26 protein-coding genes are annotated in these 20,396 nt (G+C 67.3%); 9 read left to right on the top strand and 17 right to left on the bottom strand.

The features are described from left to right. Positions 1 to 16 precede the first annotated feature (16 nt). The 5 genes from GO488_RS19640 to GO488_RS07695 form a co-directional block, all read right to left on the bottom strand. Complete coding sequence (locus tag GO488_RS19640) at positions 17 to 154, bottom strand: hypothetical protein (protein WP_164509626.1); 138 nt, start codon at positions 152 to 154, stop codon at positions 17 to 19. Positions 155 to 250: 96 nt separating this feature from the next. Further along, on the bottom strand, positions 251 to 433 hold the full coding sequence (locus GO488_RS07710) for a hypothetical protein (RefSeq protein WP_162317189.1): 183 nt from the start codon (positions 431 to 433) through the stop codon (positions 251 to 253). A gap of 7 nt (positions 434 to 440) precedes the next feature. Continuing rightward, positions 441 to 1,280, bottom strand: coding sequence for an aldo/keto reductase (locus tag GO488_RS07705; RefSeq protein WP_162317188.1), 840 nt, complete (start codon positions 1,278 to 1,280; stop codon positions 441 to 443). Positions 1,281 to 1,322: 42 nt separating this feature from the next. Next, a complete protein-coding gene (locus GO488_RS07700; protein WP_162317187.1) occupies positions 1,323 to 2,306 on the bottom strand; it encodes a Gfo/Idh/MocA family protein in 984 nt (327 codons plus the stop codon). Between the two features lie 51 nt (positions 2,307 to 2,357). After that, positions 2,358 to 2,654 carry a DUF7577 domain-containing protein gene (locus tag GO488_RS07695; RefSeq protein WP_162317186.1) on the bottom strand — a complete coding sequence of 99 codons (297 nt, stop codon included), beginning with the start codon at positions 2,652 to 2,654 and terminating at the stop codon, positions 2,358 to 2,360. A 161-nt stretch (positions 2,655 to 2,815) separates the two neighbouring features. Here GO488_RS07695 and GO488_RS07690 point away from each other — a divergent pair, with 161 nt between their 5' ends. Then, a complete protein-coding gene (locus GO488_RS07690; RefSeq protein WP_162317185.1) occupies positions 2,816 to 3,250 on the top strand; it encodes a DUF6735 family protein in 435 nt (144 codons plus the stop codon). A 9-nt stretch (positions 3,251 to 3,259) separates the two neighbouring features. Then, positions 3,260 to 3,988 (top strand): endonuclease NucS, encoded by a 729-nt coding sequence (gene nucS, locus GO488_RS07685; protein ID WP_162317184.1) that lies wholly within the window; start codon positions 3,260 to 3,262, stop codon positions 3,986 to 3,988. A 50-nt stretch (positions 3,989 to 4,038) separates the two neighbouring features. Here nucS and GO488_RS07680 read toward each other — a convergent pair whose 3' ends face one another. The 8 genes from GO488_RS07680 to GO488_RS07645 form a co-directional block, all read right to left on the bottom strand. Next, positions 4,039 to 4,302 (bottom strand): HalOD1 output domain-containing protein, encoded by a 264-nt coding sequence (locus tag GO488_RS07680; RefSeq protein ID WP_162317183.1) that lies wholly within the window; start codon positions 4,300 to 4,302, stop codon positions 4,039 to 4,041. Between the two features lie 77 nt (positions 4,303 to 4,379). After that, entirely contained in the window at positions 4,380 to 7,181 is a 2,802-nt protein-coding gene (mutS, locus tag GO488_RS07675; protein WP_162317182.1) for a DNA mismatch repair protein MutS, read from the bottom strand. A gap of 60 nt (positions 7,182 to 7,241) precedes the next feature. Continuing rightward, positions 7,242 to 8,456 carry a DUF5305 domain-containing protein gene (locus tag GO488_RS07670; RefSeq protein ID WP_162317181.1) on the bottom strand — a complete coding sequence of 405 codons (1,215 nt, stop codon included), beginning with the start codon at positions 8,454 to 8,456 and terminating at the stop codon, positions 7,242 to 7,244. Positions 8,457 to 8,484: 28 nt separating this feature from the next. Next, a complete protein-coding gene (locus GO488_RS07665; protein ID WP_164509625.1) occupies positions 8,485 to 9,630 on the bottom strand; it encodes a S26 family signal peptidase in 1,146 nt (381 codons plus the stop codon). A 59-nt stretch (positions 9,631 to 9,689) separates the two neighbouring features. Beyond that, on the bottom strand, positions 9,690 to 10,661 hold the full coding sequence (locus GO488_RS07660) for a hypothetical protein (RefSeq protein ID WP_162317180.1): 972 nt from the start codon (positions 10,659 to 10,661) through the stop codon (positions 9,690 to 9,692). 50 nt (positions 10,662 to 10,711) lie between these two features. Further along, positions 10,712 to 11,602 carry a hypothetical protein gene (locus tag GO488_RS07655; protein WP_162317179.1) on the bottom strand — a complete coding sequence of 297 codons (891 nt, stop codon included), beginning with the start codon at positions 11,600 to 11,602 and terminating at the stop codon, positions 10,712 to 10,714. A 135-nt stretch (positions 11,603 to 11,737) separates the two neighbouring features. After that, the gene (locus tag GO488_RS07650) at positions 11,738 to 12,322 is read right to left on the bottom strand and encodes a hypothetical protein (RefSeq protein WP_162317178.1); all 585 of its coding nucleotides are present in this window, start codon (positions 12,320 to 12,322) and stop codon (positions 11,738 to 11,740) included. Between the two features lie 19 nt (positions 12,323 to 12,341). Further along, positions 12,342 to 12,962, bottom strand: a complete 621-nt coding sequence (locus GO488_RS07645; RefSeq protein ID WP_162317177.1) for a hypothetical protein — start codon at positions 12,960 to 12,962, stop codon at positions 12,342 to 12,344. A 390-nt stretch (positions 12,963 to 13,352) separates the two neighbouring features. Between GO488_RS07645 and GO488_RS07640 the strand changes: the two genes are divergently transcribed. From GO488_RS07640 to GO488_RS07630, 3 genes are all read left to right on the top strand, one after another. Next, positions 13,353 to 13,979, top strand: a complete 627-nt coding sequence (locus tag GO488_RS07640) for a DUF7344 domain-containing protein (RefSeq protein WP_162317176.1) — start codon at positions 13,353 to 13,355, stop codon at positions 13,977 to 13,979. Further along, complete coding sequence (locus GO488_RS07635; RefSeq protein ID WP_162317175.1) at positions 13,972 to 14,451, top strand: hypothetical protein; 480 nt, start codon at positions 13,972 to 13,974, stop codon at positions 14,449 to 14,451. Before GO488_RS07640 ends, GO488_RS07635 begins: the two co-directional genes overlap by 8 nt. Positions 14,452 to 14,517: 66 nt before the next feature. Then, complete coding sequence (locus tag GO488_RS07630) at positions 14,518 to 14,850, top strand: thioredoxin family protein (protein WP_162317174.1); 333 nt, start codon at positions 14,518 to 14,520, stop codon at positions 14,848 to 14,850. A gap of 58 nt (positions 14,851 to 14,908) precedes the next feature. Here GO488_RS07630 and GO488_RS07625 read toward each other — a convergent pair whose 3' ends face one another. Both GO488_RS07625 and GO488_RS07620 read right to left on the bottom strand, forming a co-directional pair. Then, positions 14,909 to 15,346 (bottom strand): universal stress protein, encoded by a 438-nt coding sequence (locus GO488_RS07625; protein ID WP_162317173.1) that lies wholly within the window; start codon positions 15,344 to 15,346, stop codon positions 14,909 to 14,911. Positions 15,347 to 15,370: 24 nt separating this feature from the next. Continuing rightward, positions 15,371 to 16,468, bottom strand: a complete 1,098-nt coding sequence (locus GO488_RS07620; RefSeq protein WP_162317172.1) for a sulfite exporter TauE/SafE family protein — start codon at positions 16,466 to 16,468, stop codon at positions 15,371 to 15,373. Between the two features lie 193 nt (positions 16,469 to 16,661). Here GO488_RS07620 and GO488_RS07615 point away from each other — a divergent pair, with 193 nt between their 5' ends. Together GO488_RS07615 and ddh are read left to right on the top strand one after the other, a co-directional pair. Further along, positions 16,662 to 16,841 carry a hypothetical protein gene (locus tag GO488_RS07615; protein WP_162317171.1) on the top strand — a complete coding sequence of 60 codons (180 nt, stop codon included), beginning with the start codon at positions 16,662 to 16,664 and terminating at the stop codon, positions 16,839 to 16,841. Between the two features lie 116 nt (positions 16,842 to 16,957). Continuing rightward, entirely contained in the window at positions 16,958 to 17,884 is a 927-nt protein-coding gene (gene ddh, locus GO488_RS07610; protein WP_162317170.1) for a D-2-hydroxyacid dehydrogenase, read from the top strand. Between the two features lie 3 nt (positions 17,885 to 17,887). Here ddh and GO488_RS07605 read toward each other — a convergent pair whose 3' ends face one another. Both GO488_RS07605 and GO488_RS07600 read right to left on the bottom strand, forming a co-directional pair. Continuing rightward, positions 17,888 to 18,523 carry a DsbA family oxidoreductase gene (locus GO488_RS07605; protein ID WP_162317169.1) on the bottom strand — a complete coding sequence of 212 codons (636 nt, stop codon included), beginning with the start codon at positions 18,521 to 18,523 and terminating at the stop codon, positions 17,888 to 17,890. A 104-nt stretch (positions 18,524 to 18,627) separates the two neighbouring features. Continuing rightward, the gene (locus GO488_RS07600; protein WP_206674387.1) at positions 18,628 to 19,359 is read right to left on the bottom strand and encodes a hypothetical protein; all 732 of its coding nucleotides are present in this window, start codon (positions 19,357 to 19,359) and stop codon (positions 18,628 to 18,630) included. A gap of 187 nt (positions 19,360 to 19,546) precedes the next feature. Here GO488_RS07600 and GO488_RS07595 point away from each other — a divergent pair, with 187 nt between their 5' ends. Then, a complete protein-coding gene (locus GO488_RS07595) occupies positions 19,547 to 20,002 on the top strand; it encodes a ferritin-like domain-containing protein (RefSeq protein WP_162317168.1) in 456 nt (151 codons plus the stop codon). 137 nt (positions 20,003 to 20,139) lie between these two features. Further along, a complete protein-coding gene (locus tag GO488_RS07590; RefSeq protein ID WP_162317167.1) occupies positions 20,140 to 20,385 on the top strand; it encodes a PRC-barrel domain containing protein in 246 nt (81 codons plus the stop codon). The last annotated feature ends 11 nt before the right edge of the window (positions 20,386 to 20,396 follow it).

The raw sequence follows: 20,396 nt of genomic DNA, 5'->3' as shown, positions 1-20,396 counted from the left end.
AGTCGGCAGCGTGGTGCTATCGGCGGTCTGATTCGGGGTTGTGCTTGCGGCGGTACGTACCGACCATCTTCCAGATGGTGTCGTCGATGGCCTCTCCGTTGGCCTCGTCTTCGAGCTGGCGGTACAGGTTTTCCGAGACTTCGATGCGAGGCATCAACTGTGCATACGGACCGGGAGTTAATAAAATCTCTCTGACACGGAATCGAGTAAACCATTCGAGTCAGGCCGTTTGCACGTGCGGATCGGACAGTCACTCGGCGTAGAGCCACCGCGCGCCGAAGGCGACGAACCACGCCATCCAGACGCAGAAGACCGCCAGCCACGCGGCGTACTGCACCGTCGGCCCCGGCGCGAGATAGTACGCGACGAGGAGACAGAGCGCGACGCTCGCGGCCGCCGCGGCGTCGAGTCGGGTCGGCGCGGGCGGCCCCATAGACGGCCTACTGCGAGATGCCGTAGGTGTCGCTCGTCCAGTCCCGCGCGGGGTGGTCGTACACCGGCTGGTGGCGGTCGATGTCGTCGATGCGCCGGCGGTCCTCCTCAGCGAGGTCCCAGTCGAACAGTTCGAGGTTGGCCCGGACGTGGTCCGGCGAGGTGGACTTCGGGAGGGGCACGACGTCGTTCTCGACGGCCCACTTCAGGATGACCTGCGGGACCGAGCGGCCGTACTCCTCGGCGACGGTCTGGATCGTCTCGTCCTCGAACACCTCGGTCCGACCGAGCGGCGCGGCGGCCTCGACGACGGTGTCGGTCTCGCGGCAGTGCTCGACCACGTCGTCCTGGGTGTTCCACGGGTGGTACTCGATCTGGTTGACCGCGATGGGCACGTCGCTGACGTGCTGGGCGGTGCTGAGTTGGTAGGCGCTGAAGTTCGAGACGCCGACGTTCCGGACCTTGCCCGCCTCTTTCAGGTGGGCCATCGCGTTCATCGTCTCGCGGATCGAGATCGCCGGGTTGGGCCAGTGGACCAGATACAGGTCGAGGTACTCCGTGTTCAGCCGATCGAGCGACGCCTCACAGGCGGCGATGACCGACTCGTAGTCGAGGTGTTTCGGCAGGACCTTCGAGGTGAGGAAGTAGTCTTCGCGGTCGTACTCGGAAAGGGCGTCGCCGATGGCGGCTTCGTTGTGGTACCCCTCGGCGGTGTCGACGTGGCCGTAGCCGGCGTCTAACCCCGCTCGCACGGAGTCGCCGACGGTGTCGTCGTCCAGTTGCCACGTCCCGACGCCGACCATCGGGAGCTCGTCGCCGCTCGGCAGTGTCGTGGTGGGAATCGTCACGTTCCCCCGAAGTCGTCGGCGGGCAAAAACGGTTTGGCCCAGTCAGTTCGGATCGGCGACGGCCACCGGCGCCCCCTCTTCGGCGCTCCGATACAGCGCGTCGATCGTGCGCGCGTTCCCCATCGACTCCGCGCGGTCGACGCGGGGCGTCTCGCCGGCCGCGACGGCGTCGGCGAACGCCTCGGCCTGCAGGGTGTACTGGTCGACGGCGTCGAACGTCTCGGTCGCCTCTCGGCCGTCGACGGCGTAGGTGAGCGACACCGACTGGTCGGGGCCCGGACCGAAGCAGTTCCGCGCTTCGAGCCAGCCGTCCGTGGTCTCGACGCGGTAGCGTTCGTTATTCGGCGTATCGAAACCACAGGCGACCCGCCCGACCCGGCCGTCGTCGTATTCGAGGACGCCGGAGAAAGTCGTATCGACGCTCGTCGCCCGCGAGTCGACGGCGTGGCCGTACGCGCGGTCGGGTTCGCCCAGGAACCCGCGAACCGCGCTGACCGCGTAACAGCCCACGTCCATCAGGCTGCCCCCCGCGAGGTCGGGGTCCAAGCGGATGTCCCCGGCGTCGTCGAGGCGGAAGGTGAACGAGGCGTCGACCGAGGTGATCTCGCCGAGTTCCTCGCCGACGACCTCGCGCGCCCGCTCGGTCCGCGGGTGGAACTGATACATGAACGCCTCCATCAGCGTGACGCCGCGGTCCTCGAAGTAGGAAAAGAGGTCGGCGGCCTCGGCGGCGTCGACGGCCAGCGGCTTCTCACAGAGGACGTGCAGGCCCGCGTCCGCGGCCCGTCGGCTCCACTCGGCGTGGAGACCGTTGGGCAGCGGGTTGTACACCGCGTCGATGTCGGCCTCGGCGAGCATCGTCTCGTAGTCGCTGTAAGCCGACTCGATGCCGAGTTGGTCGGCGACGGCGCGGGCGCGGTCGGCGTCGCGGGAGCCGATCGCGGCGACCGCGTGCTCGCTCCGCTGGATGGCTGGAATCACCGACTCGCGTCCGATCTCCGCCGTCGAGAGCACTCCGAAACGCATGTCGAAGCCGTCGCTTCCCACGCACCTAAACGCACCCCTCCGGGAGCGATCTCAGTATGGTTGGGTGTGGTCGGGCGACTGTCGCCGGGGCGCGCTACCGGAGAGGTCGGCGACGCACTCCCGGCAGAACTGATAGCCCTGCTGGTTGACGGTGCCGCAGTGAGCGCAGTTGACGGTTCCGTCGGCCTCCTCTTCCTCGTCGCTGCCGACCGCTGGACGCGTCTCCGCGTCCGTCTGCGTGGCGCCGGCGGCGGGGTCGCTCTGCCGGCGGTAGGCGTACAGCATCGTCAGGACGTGCAGCCCGACGAGCAGGGCGATGGCACCGTACAGCCATTCGCTCCCCATCATACGTACCGATACGGCGACGCGATACTTGAGGGTTGTGCATGATTAGCATACTTCGACGGGGTCGCCGGTTCCGCCGTGTCCCGACGGCCGTCGAGCGAGCGTTGAAGTAGGGGGACGCGGCCACCGACGTGCATGTGCGAAAAGCGGGGAGGCGGTCGCTGATGGGGCGGCGGACCCTCGTCGCCGTCGAGCGTGCGGACGGCCGATTCGACTGCCGGTACGCGCATTGGGGCGTCGACGCCGACCCGGTCGCGCAGTCCGAGCCGCTCGGAACGGAATGGCCGGCAGCGGCCGTCTGTGCGCGACTCGACGCGGGGTTCGATCAGTTGCTCGTCTGTGACGGGACGGTCCGGCGCTACTGCGTCTGCTGGCTGGACCCGACGCTCGCCGACCGCGGAGACGTCGCGCTCGCCCGCACCGACGACCCGGCGGCGCTACGCGAGTGGTGGGTGGAGACGAAGAGCCGGGCCTGCGAGGTGGTCGGCGACGGTATCGACGTTCGGACCGTCCGGGACGGCCTGCTCGCCGCGCTTCGTCTGCGGGCCGATGCGGTGTTCCTCCCCGGCGACGCGTCCTTTTTACGGACCGACCGCTAACCGCGAGTCGTGACCGCCGAGAGCGCCGTCGAGACGCTGAGCCACCCCGCCCCCGACACCGCGCGCGACCTCGTCGAGCGGGCGATCGACCGGGGCGCGATGGTGACGCTGTTCGGCGCCTGTACCGTCGAGTATCAGGGCCGCGCGGCCAGTTCGCTGGGTCTCGGCGACCGCCACGTGACGCTGAAGCCGGACGGGACCGCGCTGGTCCACACCGACGAGGGACAGCAACCCGTGAACTGGCAACCGCCGGGGTGTGACCACTCCGTCACCGTCGCCGAGGGGTCGCTGGTGATTCTCTCGGAGCGGACGACGCCCGACGAGGAACTCGAGATCGCCTTCGAGACGGTGGCCCACGCCGCGGCCTTCGACGTGAGCGACCCCGAGGAGCTGGCCGTCACCGGAACCGAGGCCGACCTGAAAGAGCGGATACTGGAGACGCCGGACCTCGTCGAAGCGGGCTTCACGCCGCTCGCCACCGAGCGCGAGACGCCCGCGGGCGCGGTCGACGTCTACGGCGAGGACGCCGCCGGGCGGACCGTCGTCGTCGAACTCAAGCGCCGACGGGTCGGCCCGGACGCCGTCGGCCAACTGAATCGGTACGTCGACGCGCTCAGGCGGGACCTACACGCCGAGACGGAGGTCCGCGGCGTCCTCGTCGCGCCGTCGGTGACCGATCGCGCGCGTCAGCTACTCGCCGAGAAGGGACTGGAGTTCGTCTCGCTCGCCCCGCCGTGATCGTCTACTGAACCGATTCGAGACCGTCGGGTACTACCGATACCGGGAACTCAGTAGACGTCGATGTCGCCCTCCGCGGTGACGATCACGTCGTGACCGTGGTAGCTGAACGCGACGTGCGCGACCGTGCCGCTCTCGACGAGCGCGGCGAGCGCGTCGGGGTCCACGGCCGTGTTGAGCGGCGGGAGCGACTCGATCGGGTCCTCGCTGACGTTCGAGACCGCCTGGACGACCGCCGGAGCGACCGACTCCGGATCCTGGAAGTTGGTCGAGACCAGCGGGGCCGTAGACGGGGTATGGGCTGACGTTCGCATAGCGGATGTCATCTCTCTAGGATAAAAATACCTGTACCTTACAGGTTAGTAAAGCATAGACTTCACCTGATTGCCAGTTACTCCCCGCTCGGACTGTCTCGCTCGGCGCGGTCCTTGAGCGCCGCGAGCGTGTTCAGCGCCTCCAGCGGCGTCATCGTGGCCACGTCGGTCTCCCGGAGCTCGCGTGCCAGCGCCTCGTCGTCGGCCAGTTCTATCCCGTCGGCTCCGTCAGCGGCCGAGTCGTGGCCGTTCGTCGCCGGAACCGGTTCGTCTCCCGTTTCGGGGTGGTCACCGCCGTCGACGCCGTCGCGACCGTCTCCCGTCACCGCGGCTCCGTCCCGTCGCTCGTCGGCGAGCAGTTCCCGAGAGTGGGCGACGACGTCGTCGGGGACGCCCGCCATGTCGGCCACTTCGACGCCGTAGGACGCCGCGGCCGCGCCGGGCGCGAGTTCGTGGTCGAAGACGACGCGCCCCTCGTCGCGGCTCGTCCGGAAGTGGCGGTTGGCGACGCCGGGGAGCTCCTCGGCGGCCGCCGTCAGGTCGTGGTGGTGGGTCGCGAACAGCGTGTACGCGCCCACCTCGTCGTGGAGGTACTCGGTGACGGCGCGGGCGATAGCTAACCCGTCCGCCGTCGAGGTCCCCCGCCCCACCTCGTCTAACAGCACCAGCGAGTCGGCCGTCGCCTCCGAGAGGATGGTCGCGAGCTCGGTCATCTCGATCATGAACGTCGAGCGCCCGCCGGCGATGTCGTCGCTGGCCCCGACGCGGGTGAACACCCGGTCCAGTATCGGGAGGTCGGCCGACGCCGCGGGGACGAAGCTACCGGCCTGTGCCAGCAGGCAGACGAGCGCGACCTGCCGCATGTACGTCGATTTCCCGCTCATGTTCGGCCCGGTGACGACGGCGAAGAAGGGGTCCCGTTCGGCGTCGGTCTCGCCGTTCGCGCCGTCCGCATTGTTCGCCCGGCTCGCCCCGACCGGACTGCTGCCGAGGTGCGTGTCGTTTGGAACGAACGCGTCCTCGGTGCGTTCGACGACGGGGTGTCGCCCGGCCTCGATGTCGATGCCGTCGCCGCCGACGGTCGGCCGACAGTAGCCGTGGTTCGCGGCCACCTCGGCGAAGGAGACGAGGACGTCGAGCCGCGCGAGTCGGTCCGCGAGGGCCTGTACCCGTTCGGCCTCGTCGGCGACGGCGTCCCGCACCGAGCAGAAGAGGTCGTACTCCAGGTCGTCGGCCTCGCTCTCGGCCCGGAGAATCGTCTCTTCGCGCTCCTTGAGCTCGGGCGTGTAGAACCGCTCGCTGTTCTTCAGCGTCTGTCGGCGCTGGTAGTCTTCAGGTACGGCATCGAGGTTGGCGTTGGTCACCTCGATGTAGTAGCCGTGGACCGAGTTGTGGCCGACTTTCAGCGAGTCGATGCCGGTCCGCTCGCGCTCGTCGGCCTCCAGGTCGTCGATCCATTGCTTGCCCGAGCGCTCCGTCGAGCGCAGGTCGTCGAGTTCCGCGTCGTAGCCCTCGCGGACGACGCCGCCCTCCGTGATCTCCTGTGGCGGGTCCGGGCGGACGGCGGCCGCTATCTCCTCGCGCGTCTCGGCCAGCGGGTCGATCGTCGCGTAGAGGTCCGAGAGCAGGCGGGCGTCGGCCCCCGAGAGCGCCTCGCGCACGTCGGGCACCACCGACAGCGTCGCCGCGAGCGAGCGCAGGTCCCGCGCGTTCGCGCGCCCGCGAGAGACCCGCGAGATGAGCCGTTCGAGGTCGTACACGTCCGTCAACAGGTCGTGCAACCGCTCGCGGGTCGCTGGGTCCCGAGACAGTTCGTCGACGGCCTCGTGGCGCGCGTCGATGCGGTCCTCGTCCAGCAGCGGGCGGCGGAGCCAGTCGGTCAGTTTCCGACGGCCGAGCGCGCAGGCGGTCTCGTCCAGCGTGTCGACGAGCGTCAGGTTCGCGTGGCCCTGCACGGAGCGCCGCTCGAACAGTTCGAGGCTCTCGACGGCCACCGCGTCCAGTAGCATGTACTCGCGGGGGTCGTAGCGCGTGAGGTGGTTGAGGTAGTCGAGGGTCCCCTCGGGGTCCACGTCGGGGTCGACCGGCTCGCCGTCGGGACCGACCGCGCCCGCGCTGCCGCGGGTGTACTCGGCGTAGGCCAACAGCGCGCCGCAGGCCCGCCGCTCGGCGTCGCCGGCCAACAGCCGCTCGGGCGGGCCGAAGTAGCGCTCGATGCGTTCCTCGGCCCGCTCACGCTCGAACGCCCCGGCGTCGTACTCGGTCACGAGACACGCCGGTCCGAACGTCGCGTCCCGATCTACGTCCACCTCGGGGCCGACGATGGCCTCGGCGGGGCCGAACCGACTCAGTTCGTCGGCGACGGCCGTCTCGCTGCCGACGCTCGTCGCGTAGCAGTCGCCGGTCGAGATGTCGACGAGCGCGAGGCCGTAGTCGTCCGCTCCCTCGGTCAGCGCCGCGACGTAGTTGTTGTCCGCGCCGCCGAGCAGTTCCGCCTCGGTGAGCGTCCCGGGCGTGACGACGCGGGTGACCGCCCGCTCGACCACGCCGCTGACCTCGTCGGGGTCCTCGACCTGGTCGGCGACGGCGACCCGGTAGCCGGCGTCCAGTAGCGTCTCGATGTACGACTCGGCGTTGTCGATGGGGATGCCCGCCATCGGGTACTCCCCGGTGGAGTCCTCCCGCTTCGTCAGCGTGATCTCACAGAGGCGAGCGACCCGCTCGGCGGCATCGCAAAAGGCTTCGTAGAAATCGCCCACTCGAAAGAGGACGAGCGCCTCGTCGTAGCGCTCGCAGAGCTCGAAGTACTGCGCCATCATCGGCGTCAAGTCGTCCTCCAGCTCGGCCATCTTCGCTGGCGGGCCAAGCGCAGCGTCCATGTCTGGTCTGGCGGTTCCGGCGCGGAAATACTCCACGGTCGGGTCGTCAGGCAGTCCGGCTCAGTTCTCGTCTGTGGCGGGTCCGCCGTCCGTGTCGGGTTCGCCGGACGCGCTCGTCTCCGGTGCGATCAGCCGCTCGTCGGCGGACTCGGTCGATCCGTCGCCGTTCTCGGAGCGCACCCCCGTCGGTGCCGCCGGCCGGTCGTAGCGGTACCACTGTCCCTCGCCGAGGACGAGACAGGCCCCGCGTCGGCGGTCCTCGATGACGCGCTCGTCGGTGTCGATGGCCACGTCGACCAGTCCCGAGAGCGAGTCGACCGCGACGACCGGCGGTCCCTCCGCCTCGCTGGGCACGCGTCCGGTCGTTATCCAGTCGTCGAACTCCCGGCGGGTCGAGCGGTACGCGAGCCACCGGCGCTCGGCGTCCGTGACGGTCAACCGACCGGAGCGGCGCGCACTGACGAGGCCGAGCGCGCCGACCCCGCCGAGGAGCAACAGGAGCGGCCCGCCGGCGGTCCGGAGCGGGCCGTACTCCGCGGGGACCTCGATCTCCTCGGTCTGCCCGCCGGAGTCGGTCATCGCTCCCGACTCGCTGACGCGATAGACGCCGTCGCCGGAGGCGATAGCCAGCCGGGACGCGTCGCTCGCCTCGACCGGGCGGCCGTTGCGCGTTCCCGAACGCTCGACCCGGGCGACGACGGCGACTTCGGTCTGTCCGGGCGTTCCGCCCATCTCGCCGTCGATGCGGGCGGCCTCCGCGGCCGCCGCGGTCGCGTTGACCGAGAACGGCGCGACCGCTCGCTCACCGGGTTCGAGCGACGACGTGCGGACCTCGTTCAGCGGGCGCTCGACGCGCCAGTAGACGGTCTCGTTGCCCTCACCGGTCTCCTCGACGGAGCGCATGACGAGCGTCACCGTCGTCTCGACCGTGAGGTTCCCGCCGTCGCTGGCGGCGTACGTGTAGACGAACGAGCCGTTCAGTCGCGGCGTGAGTCGCTGGTAGTACACCGAGCGGTTCCGGAGGACGGTGCCGGCCGCGAACGCCTCCGTGTCGTTGACGACAGTGGCCTGATGCGTGAACTCGCCGCTCGACTGCCAGGACGCCACCTGTCGCGTCTCGGTCCGCGTCTCGCCGTCGAGATGCGTCGCGTACGTGACCGCACCGCCGAGGGCGGCGACCAGCAAGAGCGCGGTGAGCGCGAGCGCGTAGTTGTCGGCCAGCGTCGCTCGGAGGCGACGACCCCGCGTGTCCGTTTCGTTCGTTCTGTCGTTCATGAGATGCTGAGTGAGTTCGTTGGAGACGCTATCTGAGTCGAGAGAGGAACCGGTCGAACCGAGAGGGGGCCTCTCGGGAGCGAGTGCGGACGCGTCCGGTCCCGGCGAGCGTCGTCCCGAGGAGGTAGAACGACCCGCCGAGGACGCCGTCGATGGCGGCGATGGGGAGCCACGGATGCACCCCGTAGAGCGCTCGAATCGCCGGCTGGGGGAGTATCAGCAGGTATCGGTGTTCGACGAGGTACTGCCGGTAGTAGCCGGTCTCCGGCGGCGCGGTGAGGACGAGCGTCGCGTTGACCGTCGAGCGGCCCGGGATCCGCGTCTCCCGCGGTCGAACGTCGACGCCGTCGGTGACCGGCTCGAAGTACGTGACCACCGGGACGAACCCGCCGTTCTGGAGGAGATACGGCACCGACTCGCTGGTCCCGGTCTCGATGACGCGACTGCCGGGCGCGTCGCTCTCGGCGCTGACGATCCCGAACTCGGTGCTCCCCGCCGGGGCCACCATCGCCGCCGTCGCGGCCAGCACCACCGCCGCCGCGAAGACGGCGACGACGAGGCGGACGTCCGTCCCCGTCTCTCGCGACCGGGTCCGCTGGCGCTTTCGATCGTCGCTCAGCGCCACGTCCGCGACGTACGCTCCGAGCGACAGCGCCACGAGCAGGTAGGCGATACCCTGCGTACCGAGCAGGGAGCGACTGCCGGTGAGCACCGCGAGGCGCTGCTGTACCCCCGCGATGGCGTCCTGTGTGCCGGTGACGAGCAGTCCGACGCCGGGGATCGACAGCACCGCCCCGCCGGGCTGCCAGGCGACGGCGACTATCTGCGCGTCGGTCACCGGCGGCTCGTCGCCGTCCTGATCGGTAAACGGGTTGTTGTCGCCCCGGGTCACGTAGCCGCGCTCGGTCTCGTCGACGACCCGGTGGGTCGTCAACCCCCCGCCGTGTAGCTCTTCGGCCCGAAACGTGACCACGTCGCCCTCCTCGATCGGCCCCGCGACGGCCGCCGGAACCGCTACGAACCCGTCGCCCGGGTCCAACGTGGGTTGCATGCTGCCAGTCGTGACGTAGCCCAACAACACGGGTTGGCCGAGCAACTGTCCGGCGACCATGGCGACGAGAAACAGCGCCATCGCTGCCTCCAGCCCCAGCTCTACCCCCCGCCGCAGTGTCATCAGTCTCTGTATGATATGCCGTCATAAAACAGTTGGTGAAGTAACAATACTAGCTTGGATCACAGGCGAGGCGAAGTGGCAAACAACGCGCGGTCGAGAACCACCGTCGCGTACGCGCCGATGAATCCCAACGCGTAGCCCAGTACGTGGACGTAGAGGTTCACGACGCTACCCGCGACGACGGGGTCGACCGGAAACGTGGCGATCGGCACCGTGAGAAACACCGCCGTCGAGACGACGGCCAGTTCGAAGTGCCCGGTCCGCGCCGCGGCGTCGGTGAGGGTCGACCGACTCGGCCACCACTCGTCGAGACCCGAGAGCACGTACAGCGCGACGGTCAGCGCGAGCGCCGCCAGCACGCCGAGGAGCGTCACCGAGAGGAGCCACGTGACCGGCACCATCGTCCCGCGCAGCGGGACGGCGACTCGGTGGGTGCGGACGGCGACGAGGGTCAGCGTCGTCATCAGCAGCAAGCCCACGAAGAACAGCAGCGGCCCGGTCTGTCGCACCCGACCGACGTCGAAGCGACGATCGAGATAGGTGGCGAGCGCCAACGGCAGATAGCCGTAAAGGGCCATCAGCACGCCCGAGAAGCCGACGCCGGCGCTCTGCCGGACGATCGCCAGATTGAGATACGACAGCGTGAGCGGGCAGGCGAGCACCAGCGAGACGAAGACGACGCGGAACCGCCGCCGCCGCTCGCTCAGAACGCTCAGAAGGTAGGCCGTGGGAACCACGAGCGCGTACACCGCGAGATTCGTCCCGAGATGGACGGGCGTCAGGTGGACGAACGGCGAGGCGAGCGCCGTCGCGAGCGTCGGGTCCGTGTACTCGAAGACGAGCGACTCGCGGACGGCGAGCGGAAGCGACGCGACGGCGAGCAACGCTATCGGGATCGAGAGCAGCAGACAGACGTCGAACGCTGCGGTTCGCTCGCTGACCGTCCGCAGGGCGCTCTCGTCCGCCGTTTCCCTCCCCTCGCTCGCGTTCATCGCTCGGTCGTCTGCCGTTCGTTTCGGCGCGTCCCTCATCTCAGTTGCGGCGGTATCGACGATCGCATCGGGCCGACCGCGCGTGCGTCTCAGCCGAACGCCCGGAACGCGGCGAGTCCGAGCAACACCGCCGCCAGCGACCCGACGACGAGCCCCAGCGGGCCGGGACTGAACCCGCCGAGTTCCGTCGGTTCGTCGGCCGCCGGCGCGTCCGCACCCGACGCGGCGTCGTCACCGGCGATCGCCGCAGTCCCCGTCTCGTCCGCCGCCTCGGCCGTTGCATCGTCTGCGTCCGCGTCCGGCGTCCGGTCGGGGGTCGCCGTCGGTGGGGCCGGCGTCTGTCGCGGCGGTTCGCTCGCCCCGCCCGCCGCGCTGCCGGGGTCGTCGTTTCCGCGGTCTTCGCGGCCGGGGTCGTCGTTTCTGTCGTCTCCTCCGACGCCGTTCCGGCCGTTACTGCCGCCGTTTCCGCGGTCGTTCCGTCGGTCCCGCTGCTCTGCGAGCTCCGCGTGCACGGTGAACGTATCTACCTCCTCGACGTCGTGGTCGCCGCGCGTGTCGACCAGCAAGCCGACCGAGACGCTCTCGTTCGGCCGGAGGACGACGCTGTTCTCGCTCCGTTCGAGCGAGTCCTCGGGGTCGGTGTCCCGGTAGAACCGCACGTCCTCGGCGTCGTCGGTCAGCCACACTTCGGCGGTGCTGTCGCCGGTGTAGGTCACCGTGAACACGCAGTCGATCGGAGTGACGGCGTCGGCGTCCACGCCGGCCCCGTCGATATACGGGTTGGCGTCGGTCAGCAGGAGTTCTATCTCGTCGTTCTCGTTCAGGATGGCGTAATCGCCGTTGAGGGTGTCGGCGGGTGCCATCTCGATGTCTTCGCTCACTCGGTCGGTCCCCGACTCGGCGAACGGTATCGCGCCGGTCGGGATGAGTATCGCGGCAGACGTGACGGTAGCGACGAGCAGGAGTATAGTTCTATTCACGGATGATCAGTGCCGGTCAGACGTGTTGGCTCCAAATGTATCTCGTATTGTCATTGTATTCTGGTGATTGAAGCCAGTTCAAAGAGACTGAGGTGGTGCCACCACCCCCCAAGGTGGTGCGGACCACAACGGCTCTCAGTCGTCAGTAGCTTCGGCGACTATCGTCAGCGTCTCGTCGTGAGTTCCGAGGTCAGTACCCGTGGTTCGGATCCGGAACCCTACGTCGACGTGATCACCGACATTCATGACAGTGGGGTCGTCACGCAGTGCCGTCCTATCGGGGTTAGTTACGTCGAACAGCTCAATTTCAAGCTCTGAGCTCGTTTCGTGAACCGAATAGACCTCGACAGACTGTGTACCTTGGTTCTGGATACGGGCTAATCCCTGCTTGGGACTCTGACTATCGGCCTCACCGCTGTCTTGCGTGAACTCATAGACAGAGTCGACGCCGAGTCCGACGCCAGGGTCGTCGTTGTTGAGTCGTCGTCCTACTCCAGGGAAACTGAACGTGACGGTATCCCCACTCTCGTTGCTCCGGCCTCCCACGCCATAACGACTATCACCCCGTTCGTGAATCGCGAGGAGTGCCCTATTGTCGTCGGCGATTTCAGCGTTGATGGTTCGATCAGCTGATATGCTCGTGAACGCTCCTGACCCGACGATTAGGCTATTAGCCGCTGTCAGGCTGCCGAGTCCGGCCAGGAGCGTGCGTCGTTTCATGGCTTAGATAAGAGGCTGTTCAGTAGGAACTCTCCGCGACCGCCTGGATGGTAATGTCCACCGGGAAATCACTCGGGTCGAACTGACCACGGCTTCCAGTGTTGAACGAGAAGCCGATCTCGTCCATTGTCTCACCCGTAGGGACGAGAATACGCTCTGGGATGGGATGGTCAGGTGCACCAGTTTTACTTTGACTCCCTTCACCGATTCCAGTCGTTGGTCCGCTGGTACCCGGAACCGGCTCTCCGGCACCCGATTCGGCGTTAGCTGGGTAATCAGAGAACACGCCGACGCCATCCGGAATGTCTTCGTTCTCGATGAAGACATAGACATCTTGGGTGCCGTGGTTCGTGATTTTGAACACGTCTCGAATGATGGTACGAGCGTCGTCGTTCAGACCGTCACCGCTCACCGAGTTCGTCTCGTCGATATTGATCTCGAGAGTGTTACTGTTCTGCGTCGCGTAGGCAGCGTTCGGGCCGTCCGTCGGTGCCATCTTGAGCAACGCGTTATCGTCGCTTTCAAGCGCAACACTGACATTGCGGTCCGCACTCACACTCGTGAACGCGCCGGTACCCATTGCAGCGGCCGAGCCGGCCGCGAGCGATCCCATTCCGATCAGGAACTTGCGTCGTTGCATCGTTTGTATACCTCGGTCGCGCCCACCCCCTACGGGCAAGCGCTACCTGAGTCATGTCCCCCTTCCCGCATTGTAGTAATCTCTTTGACAGGGGACCTGTGAGTGTTTGAAGATTGATAGGGGCCGACTACGGTTCCGAGAGGGGGGTTCAAACACCGTTTTCGATACCGTATCGCGCTGCTATCTGGACGGTTACCGGTGTCTACCGTCAACTGAAGCAGAGTTGTCCAGAGTTGTATCCAGATACGCTCCGACCGGCTTCATGATAGCTCTCCAATAGTTTTATACCATATGTGGCCCACGTTGCAAATGCATACAGCCGACGCCGATCGCAGGCGGTCGCAGTCAGTCGCAGTCGATCGCGGTATCTCCCAGGGGTGGGAGGTTAGCATGAGTAAGGCACAAGCAGGATCCACCGGGGAAGAGACCCTTCAGGCGGCAGAGGAACAGGAATCGGACGACCAACCCGAGGGAGAGACGGACCTCTCGCGCGACGACGCGTTCGAGATGCTGAGCAACCGCCGGCGGCGCTACACGTTACACTACCTCCACGACGAGCGGACCGACGTGACGCTGTCGGACCTCGCCGAACAGGTCGCCGCGTGGGAGAACGACAGCACCGTCGCGGAGATCTCGGCGAGCGAGCGCAAGACGGTGTACACCTCGCTCCAGCAGTTCCACCTCCCGAAGATGGACGACACCGGCGTCGTCGACTTCGACCGCCGCGCCGGCGAGGTCGCGCTCACCGACGCCGCGGCCGACCTCGACATCTATCTGGAGGTGGTCGACCGATACGACATCCCGTGGAGCTCGTACTACCTGGGATTCACGCTGTTCGGGACGGCGATCGTCTCGCTGTCGTGGCTGGAAATCGCACCGTTCGCCGCGGTGCCCTTCGCCGGGTGGACCGTCTTCTTGCTCGGGGTGTTTCTCGTCTCGTCGGTCTCGCACTTCCTGCTCTCCCGGCGGATGCGACTCGGCGTCGACGAGAGACCCCCCGAGGTGAGCGATGCGTAGGCGCGTCGCCCTCGCAGTCGTCGCGACGGTGGCGCTGGCGTTCGCCGTCGGCAGCGGCGGGTTCAGTTCGGTGACGGCCGACCGGGCGGCGAGCGTCGAGGTCGTCGGCGACGAGGACGCCTACATGGCGCTGAACTACTCCGACGAAGTCGATCTGTCCGGCAGTGGCCAGTACGAGGATCGGTTCGTCACCCTCCGAAACCAGTTCGCTCAACCCGTCAATTTCACCGTCGAGTACGAGGTATCGTCCAGCGACGGACTGGAAGCGGCCCCGGCCAGCGACACCGTGACGGACCAATCGGTCGGCGTCGGCGAGGAGCGCGATGTCACTGTGCAGTTCAACTGCACCGGGAGCGGCCAGCAGAACGCGACCGTCGAGTTCGGCGCGCGGGCCGAGGGCGAGAGCGTCTTCGCTGAGACGACCGAGAATCGAACGGTCGAGTATCGGGTCGACTGCTCGTCCGCCGCGTAAGTCACGGCCGAGCGAACGACCACCGCTGCCTGAAACCCTTACCCCGCCGCGGACCGTACGCCCCACATGGCTGCTTCCGACCACGACCGGCCGGTCACGGTCCGAACGCGCGCGGAATTAGACGACGTACTGGCGGACAGCGACCGCGTGCTGACGATGGTCCGCACCGAGGGGTGTACCATCTGCCAATCGATGGAGCCGATCCTCGACAACGTCGCCCGAGCGACCGACGCGGCCGTCGTTGTCTTCAACCCGAAGGAGGACTTAGACGCCGTCGAGGCGTTCGACGTCCGGAGTGTCCCGACGTTCCTGCTCTTCGTCGACGGGGAGTTGGTCGACCGCCGCGCCGACGGGTTCGTCCCGACGGCGGAGCTCGTCGCGTTCGTCGAATCGAGCTGAGTGGTATCTCTGTCTCCGTTTCGAAGAGTCACCGTCACTTCGTTCCGGCGGCCCCTCGCTACTCGTTGCCCACCCGCACGGTCGTCACCGGGACCGGTGAGCGACGGACGACCTTCTCGGCGACGCTGCCGATGAGGTAGTGGTCGATACCAGTTCGACCGTGCGTACCCATCATGATGAGATCCATCGCCTCGTCTCCGACGTACTCCAGGATCTCCGTCCGAGGGACGCCCTCTCTGACGACCGTCTCCACCGCGATATCGTCGGAGAGTTCGGCGACGGTGTCTTCTACGGCCTCCGTCGCACGGTCCTCTTCGGCCTCTGTCCACGCCTCTGCCGAGAGCCCGCTGGTCGGGCTCTCGAAGCGGTTACGCGTGTCGACGACCGAGAGGACGTGGACGGTCGCGTCGAACGACTCGGCGAAGTTCCCGGCGTGCTCGGCGGCCGCGGCGATGCCGTCGCTGCCGTCGGTCGGGAGCAAGATATCGTCATACATGCCCGGACGGAGAACGCCCGGAGGTTAGAAAGCACCGCCGGCCATCAGGAACAGCGCGACGGAGATGATAGCGAACAGCGCGCCGACGCCCTTCTTGATGATCTCGGTGTCCAGTGCAGCGGAGACGTAGGGGGCGATCTGCCCGCCCGTCGCGGTGGCGGGGACCGTCCAGACGACCATGTTCCACGGAGTCGACGCGAGGCTGATGCTGTGCGCGCCGGGGACGAGGCTACCGCCGAAGACGTGGACGAGCGACGCGAGGATGGCCGTCGTAGCGACGACGATGTGGTTGGTCCCGATGGCGACGCGAACCGGCACGTCGGTGCGGAGCATCGAGATGATACCGAGTTCGCCGATACCGAACCCGGCCAGCCCCTGGAAGACGCCACCGATGCTGTAGTTGGCGAACCGTTCGAGGTAGCCGCCGTGGGAGTAGCCGTAGTCGTTTCCGTCGCGGTCGACGCGCGTGACGGTCCCCGAGTCGTCCTTCTCGACGCCGGCCGGGCCGAGCTTGTCGTCGTCGTTGGGCAGACCGTCGTCGGTACCCCCGTCGGCCGAGACGCTCGACTCGTCGCCACTCGACTCCGGCTCTTCGTGTGCGAGATCGGCCTTGAACAGCAGGTACGACGCCGCGATGAGTGCGAGCCCGAGCATCGCGTGGAACACCGGCGCCGGGATGACGAAGGAGAGCAGCGCTCCGGCGACGACGAACGGGATGCCGCCGCCGACCAGCGTGAGCGCCAATCGTCGGTCCACCAGTCCGTACTGGATGAACGCGAGCGCCGAACTCGACAGGCCGAACGACTCGCTGATGAGGCCGATCTTCACGAGCGTCTCCGGCGTGAGCGTCTCACCGGCGACGACCGGGAAGACGAAGATGAGGAAGGGGACGAACAGCGCCGACCCGCTGATGCCGACCGTGTTGACGATGGTCGCGCCGACGATGAACGCGAGGAACAGCCACCAGTACTCCAGCCAGTAGCCGGTTCCGGGGTCGGCGGGCGACGTGGGCGCGAAGAAGTAAACGCCCACCACGAACGCCAGCGGCGCGAGGAACACGAAGACGTGCTGGTACTTCAGAAACGTCTTTTGGATGCTTCCCGTGGGTGACGACGAGGTCATTGAAGCGTGAGCCCTGTTTTGGAAACTCGAGTATAAGTGCGTTGTTGTCTGTGTTTCCGTTTTTCACTCAACAATAGTGCAAGATGTCGCAATTGTCGCGGAATAATCTGAGTAAACGAGGTTCGGTCCCGCTCGCGTGCGCGCTCTCGAATCCCTAACGTTTATTGTACCGACCGTGCTAGTCCGTGACGCAATGAGTTTTCCCGAGGGACCGATCGAGACGGAGCAGGACGACAGTCACGACGCGGTCGATCCTGCCCCGACGGACGGGTTCGTCGCGGGGGTCGCTCGGGCCGTTCGAAAGCACGTGGCGACGTGGCCGGGCCGCTACGTCGAGATGCGCGTCGAAGCCCGTTCCCCGCGTCGGAAGTAACGCCGCGTTCAGCGGATCTTCTTCGTGTGTACCCCGGCGAGCGGCCGCTCTCCCGACCGGAGCGCGCTCGAATCGCTCGGCGAAACGACTAACCGGGGGAGCGTCGGCCATACGGTATGGAGATCGACCGAATCGCCGTCCACGAGTCGGTCGCGGAGGCCTGCCCGACCGACTCGGTCGTACAGTCCCTGTCGGCCTGTTCGGTGCCCGTCGAGCAGACGGCCGACGGTGAATCCTACGATGATGGCGACTGCGTCGTGACGTTCTCGCCTCGCGAGGCGTTCCTGGACGCGGCGTGGGTCCACGGCGTCCGAGCGGGCTACGACGAGTTCGACACGGCCGCCTACGAGGCGAGCGGGACCGCCCTCACGAACAGCACCGGCATCCACGGCGACACCGTCCCCGAGACCGTCGTCGGCTACCTCACGTCGTTCGCCCGTCGTCTCCACGTCTATCGGGACCGACAGCGGGATCGCGAGTGGGAACACGAACCCTACGACGCGCCCTTTACGCTCTCCGGCGAGCGAATCTGCGTCGTCGGTCTCGGCACCATCGGCCGCGGGATCGCCGACCGGGCCGACGCGCTCGGCATGCGTGTGGTCGGCGTCCGCCGGTCGGACGATCCGGTTCCCGGCGTCGAGCGGGTGTACGAACCCGCCGACCTCCGGACCGCCGTCGCCGACGCCCGCTTCGTCGTCCTCGCCGTCCCGCTGACCGATGAGACCGAGGGGGTAGTCGACGCTCAGATCCTCGACGCGATGCCGACCGATAGTTACCTCGTCAACGTCGCTCGCGGCGACGTGGTCGTCGAGGACGCCCTGCTGGCGGCGCTCGACGAGGGGACCATCGCCGGAGCGGCGATCGACGCCTACTGGGAGGAACCGCTCCCGGCGGACCACCCGCTTTGGGAGTACGAGAACGTCCTCATGACGCCGCACTGTGCCGCCTTCACGAACCGCTATCACGAGGACGTGGCGGCGCTCGTCCGCGAGAACGTCGAGCGGGCGGCCCGCGGCGACGAGCTGCGGAACCGCGTCGCCTGAGTCTCAGGTGCCTTCGACCAGCCGCTCGAGCTGTTCGGGCGGCACCGCCCCGCGGGCGGCGTGGCCGTCGTACGCGAACGTCGGGACGCCCGTGACGCCCTGCCGTCGGGCCGCCGCGAACTGCTCGTGGATCTGCTCCCGGAGCGAAGCGTCGTCGAGCGCGTCCCGGACCGCGTCGGCGTCGACGCCGGCCTCGGTCGCGAGTTCGACCAGCACGTCCGCGTCGCCGATGTCGCGTCCCTCCTGCCAGAGCGCGTCGAAGACGGCTCTGTCGAAGGTCAGCCACGTCTCGTAGTCCTCGCGCTCCTTCACCGCGTAGGAGACGACCTGCGCGGGCAGCGAGTCGATGTCCGTGGCGATATCGAGGTCCATCTCCACGTCGTACTGCTCCTGTAAGCGACGGACGCCCTGTTTGGCCTCCTCGTAGTACTCCTCGTCCTTCCCGTCGTCCACGGAGTGGTCGATGCTCCCGTCCGGACCGCGCTTCTGACTCCGCAGGTCGTAGGGGTGCCAGTCGATCTCCAGTTCGTCCTCACGGTCCGCCTGATACTGTCTGAGTGACTCGCGGCCGAGGTAGCAGAACGGACAGACGTAGTCGGAGTAGACCGTGATGCGTTCGTCGGTCGATGTCTCGCTCATGTCCCGACTCTATCGGTCGGCCCCTAAAGAGAGAGGGCCGGTCGTGTTCGACCCGCGCACATCCCGACCCTGCTGTGACTCGGTTATCTTCGTGCCGATGGTAGTCACTCGGCGTCGACGAGACACTCCCGTACGCCCTCAAGATGCGCCATCCCGACGACGGCCACGACGTCGCCGGCCGTTCGGAGCGAGGCCAGCCGCTCGGCCATGTGTCGCTCGCGCGCCGCTGTGCGAACCGCGGCGGCCGTCGGCGGCTCGAACGCCGACAACATCGAGTTCGCCGCTCGAATCCGCTCGCGTTCGTCTGTGGCCTGCCTGTCGGGTTCGTCGTCCGAACCCACGTCGTACGTCGCCGGCGCGTCGACGGCGACCCGTAGCCCAGTCCGTGCGGCGACGGCGGCGGCCACTCGGCAGGTCGCTGCCTCCCTCGTCGCCGAGCGGAGCGCTCGCACCGTGTCACAGACGGCCGAGAGCGTCGCTCGCTCCCGGTACAGACAGCCGACGAGATGACGGAGAAACGTCGGCGTCGGGCCGTCGATGCCGACGACCCGGGCGGCGTCCGCGGCCTGTATCGCCGCGCTCATCTCGCCGCCGAAGGGCGGCGGCGTCCGCTCGTCGGCCGCGTGCTGTTCGAACAGCGGCACGGCGAGCGGCGGGAGTTCGAGTGCGAGGGTCGCCGGCGCCTCGCGGTCGAGAACGGTCCTGATTCGGTACGTGCTCGCGGGGTGGTCGTGGACGACGCCGACGAGGAGGACGTCGCTCGTCGCTCCCGGGATCCGTTCGAGACACTCCTCGCGGAGGCGGGGGTCCGTCACGTCGTCGTCGCTCGACTGCACGGCGGTAATACTACTGTATCGGATCGAACGGCTTGATTACGCTTCCGGCTCCAGATGGCTTACTGACAGCTCCCGGGGCGTGTTCACGCGACGGGGCGGCGGTACGCATCGCCATCTCCCGGTAGGCGATTGGTTCCTCGATTTAACCACCGGGTTTGTTTAAGTCTCGGTCGCGAAAGACGGCTGTATGGCAGACGACACCGTCATCGACCTGCTGCGACAGGCCTACGGCGACGAGATGGAGACGGTCATGAACTACCAGACGAACGCCATCGCGCTCGACGGCGTGCGTGCCGAAGAGATAAAACAGAGTCTCCGGGAGGACATCCAGGAGGAACTCGGCCACGCCGAACAGCTCGGACAGCGGCTCAAACAACTCGACGCCCAGATACCGGGGTCCTCGGAGTTCGTCGCTCGGCAGGACTCCCTGCAGCCGCCGGAGAACACCACCGACGTGCTGGCGGTCATCGAGGGCGTCCTCGACGCCGAGAACGACGCCATCCAGACGTACCGCGACCTCGTCGACGCCGCCGAGGCGGCCGACGACCCGGTCACCGAGGACCTCGCGGTGACCATCCTCGCCGACGAGGAGGCCCACCGGACTGAGTTCCGGGGCTTCCGCAAGGAGTATCGGAACGACTGACGCCGCCGAGACGGGCGCGAACGCGATTTTTCGCCGCTGTAACGTCTTCTTATCGAGCAGTAGGTGCAATTCGTCTCCGCTCGGCCCGCGGTTGCGCCAATATAACAATGCCGTCTCTCTGGACACGAGTTACTGCAATGGCACGAACGAACCTCACCGAAGAGGACGAGGGCAAGCGGGTCGTGAACAACCGCGGCGACGAGGTCGGCGTCATCTCGGGGTTCCGCGGCGGCGCGGCGTACGTCGACCCGGACCCGGGGATCACGGATAAGATCATGTCGACGCTCGGCTGGGAGAACGTCGACGACGACGATTACAAACTAGACTCCTCGCAGGTGGCGAGCATCGACGACGACGAGGTCCGACTCAAATCGGACCTGTAGCGTCGCCGCTC

This window comes from Haloarcula limicola (genome assembly GCF_010119205.1).
GTDB lineage: Archaea > Halobacteriota > Halobacteria > Halobacteriales > Haloarculaceae > Haloarcula > Haloarcula limicola.
The sequence above is the reverse complement of the archived record's forward strand: the minus strand, read 5'-3'. Positions and strand labels throughout refer to the sequence as shown.

Excerpts from the sequence above, each read along its gene's own strand:
- GO488_RS19640 (WP_164509626.1), bottom strand. The coding sequence starts at position 154 with ATGCCTCGCATCGAAGTCTCGGAAAACCTGTACCGCCAGCTCGAAGAC.
- GO488_RS07710 (WP_162317189.1), bottom strand. The coding sequence starts at position 433 with ATGGGGCCGCCCGCGCCGACCCGACTCGACGCCGCGGCGGCCGCGAGC.
- GO488_RS07700 (WP_162317187.1), bottom strand. The coding sequence starts at position 2,306 with ATGCGTTTCGGAGTGCTCTCGACGGCGGAGATCGGACGCGAGTCGGTG.
- GO488_RS07695 (WP_162317186.1), bottom strand. The coding sequence starts at position 2,654 with ATGATGGGGAGCGAATGGCTGTACGGTGCCATCGCCCTGCTCGTCGGG.
- GO488_RS07690 (WP_162317185.1), top strand. The coding sequence starts at position 2,816 with ATGGGGCGGCGGACCCTCGTCGCCGTCGAGCGTGCGGACGGCCGATTC.
- GO488_RS07680 (WP_162317183.1), bottom strand. The coding sequence starts at position 4,302 with ATGCGAACGTCAGCCCATACCCCGTCTACGGCCCCGCTGGTCTCGACC.
- mutS (WP_162317182.1), bottom strand. The coding sequence starts at position 7,181 with ATGGACGCTGCGCTTGGCCCGCCAGCGAAGATGGCCGAGCTGGAGGAC.
- GO488_RS07670 (WP_162317181.1), bottom strand. The coding sequence starts at position 8,456 with ATGAACGACAGAACGAACGAAACGGACACGCGGGGTCGTCGCCTCCGA.
- GO488_RS07665 (WP_164509625.1), bottom strand. The coding sequence starts at position 9,630 with ATGACACTGCGGCGGGGGGTAGAGCTGGGGCTGGAGGCAGCGATGGCG.
- GO488_RS07660 (WP_162317180.1), bottom strand. The coding sequence starts at position 10,661 with ATGAGGGACGCGCCGAAACGAACGGCAGACGACCGAGCGATGAACGCG.
- GO488_RS07650 (WP_162317178.1), bottom strand. The coding sequence starts at position 12,322 with ATGAAACGACGCACGCTCCTGGCCGGACTCGGCAGCCTGACAGCGGCT.
- GO488_RS07645 (WP_162317177.1), bottom strand. The coding sequence starts at position 12,962 with ATGCAACGACGCAAGTTCCTGATCGGAATGGGATCGCTCGCGGCCGGC.
- GO488_RS07640 (WP_162317176.1), top strand. The coding sequence starts at position 13,353 with ATGAGTAAGGCACAAGCAGGATCCACCGGGGAAGAGACCCTTCAGGCG.
- GO488_RS07635 (WP_162317175.1), top strand. The coding sequence starts at position 13,972 with ATGCGTAGGCGCGTCGCCCTCGCAGTCGTCGCGACGGTGGCGCTGGCG.
- GO488_RS07630 (WP_162317174.1), top strand. The coding sequence starts at position 14,518 with ATGGCTGCTTCCGACCACGACCGGCCGGTCACGGTCCGAACGCGCGCG.
- GO488_RS07625 (WP_162317173.1), bottom strand. The coding sequence starts at position 15,346 with ATGTATGACGATATCTTGCTCCCGACCGACGGCAGCGACGGCATCGCC.
- GO488_RS07620 (WP_162317172.1), bottom strand. The coding sequence starts at position 16,468 with ATGACCTCGTCGTCACCCACGGGAAGCATCCAAAAGACGTTTCTGAAG.
- GO488_RS07615 (WP_162317171.1), top strand. The coding sequence starts at position 16,662 with ATGAGTTTTCCCGAGGGACCGATCGAGACGGAGCAGGACGACAGTCAC.
- ddh (WP_162317170.1), top strand. The coding sequence starts at position 16,958 with ATGGAGATCGACCGAATCGCCGTCCACGAGTCGGTCGCGGAGGCCTGC.
- GO488_RS07605 (WP_162317169.1), bottom strand. The coding sequence starts at position 18,523 with ATGAGCGAGACATCGACCGACGAACGCATCACGGTCTACTCCGACTAC.
- GO488_RS07595 (WP_162317168.1), top strand. The coding sequence starts at position 19,547 with ATGGCAGACGACACCGTCATCGACCTGCTGCGACAGGCCTACGGCGAC.
- GO488_RS07590 (WP_162317167.1), top strand. The coding sequence starts at position 20,140 with ATGGCACGAACGAACCTCACCGAAGAGGACGAGGGCAAGCGGGTCGTG.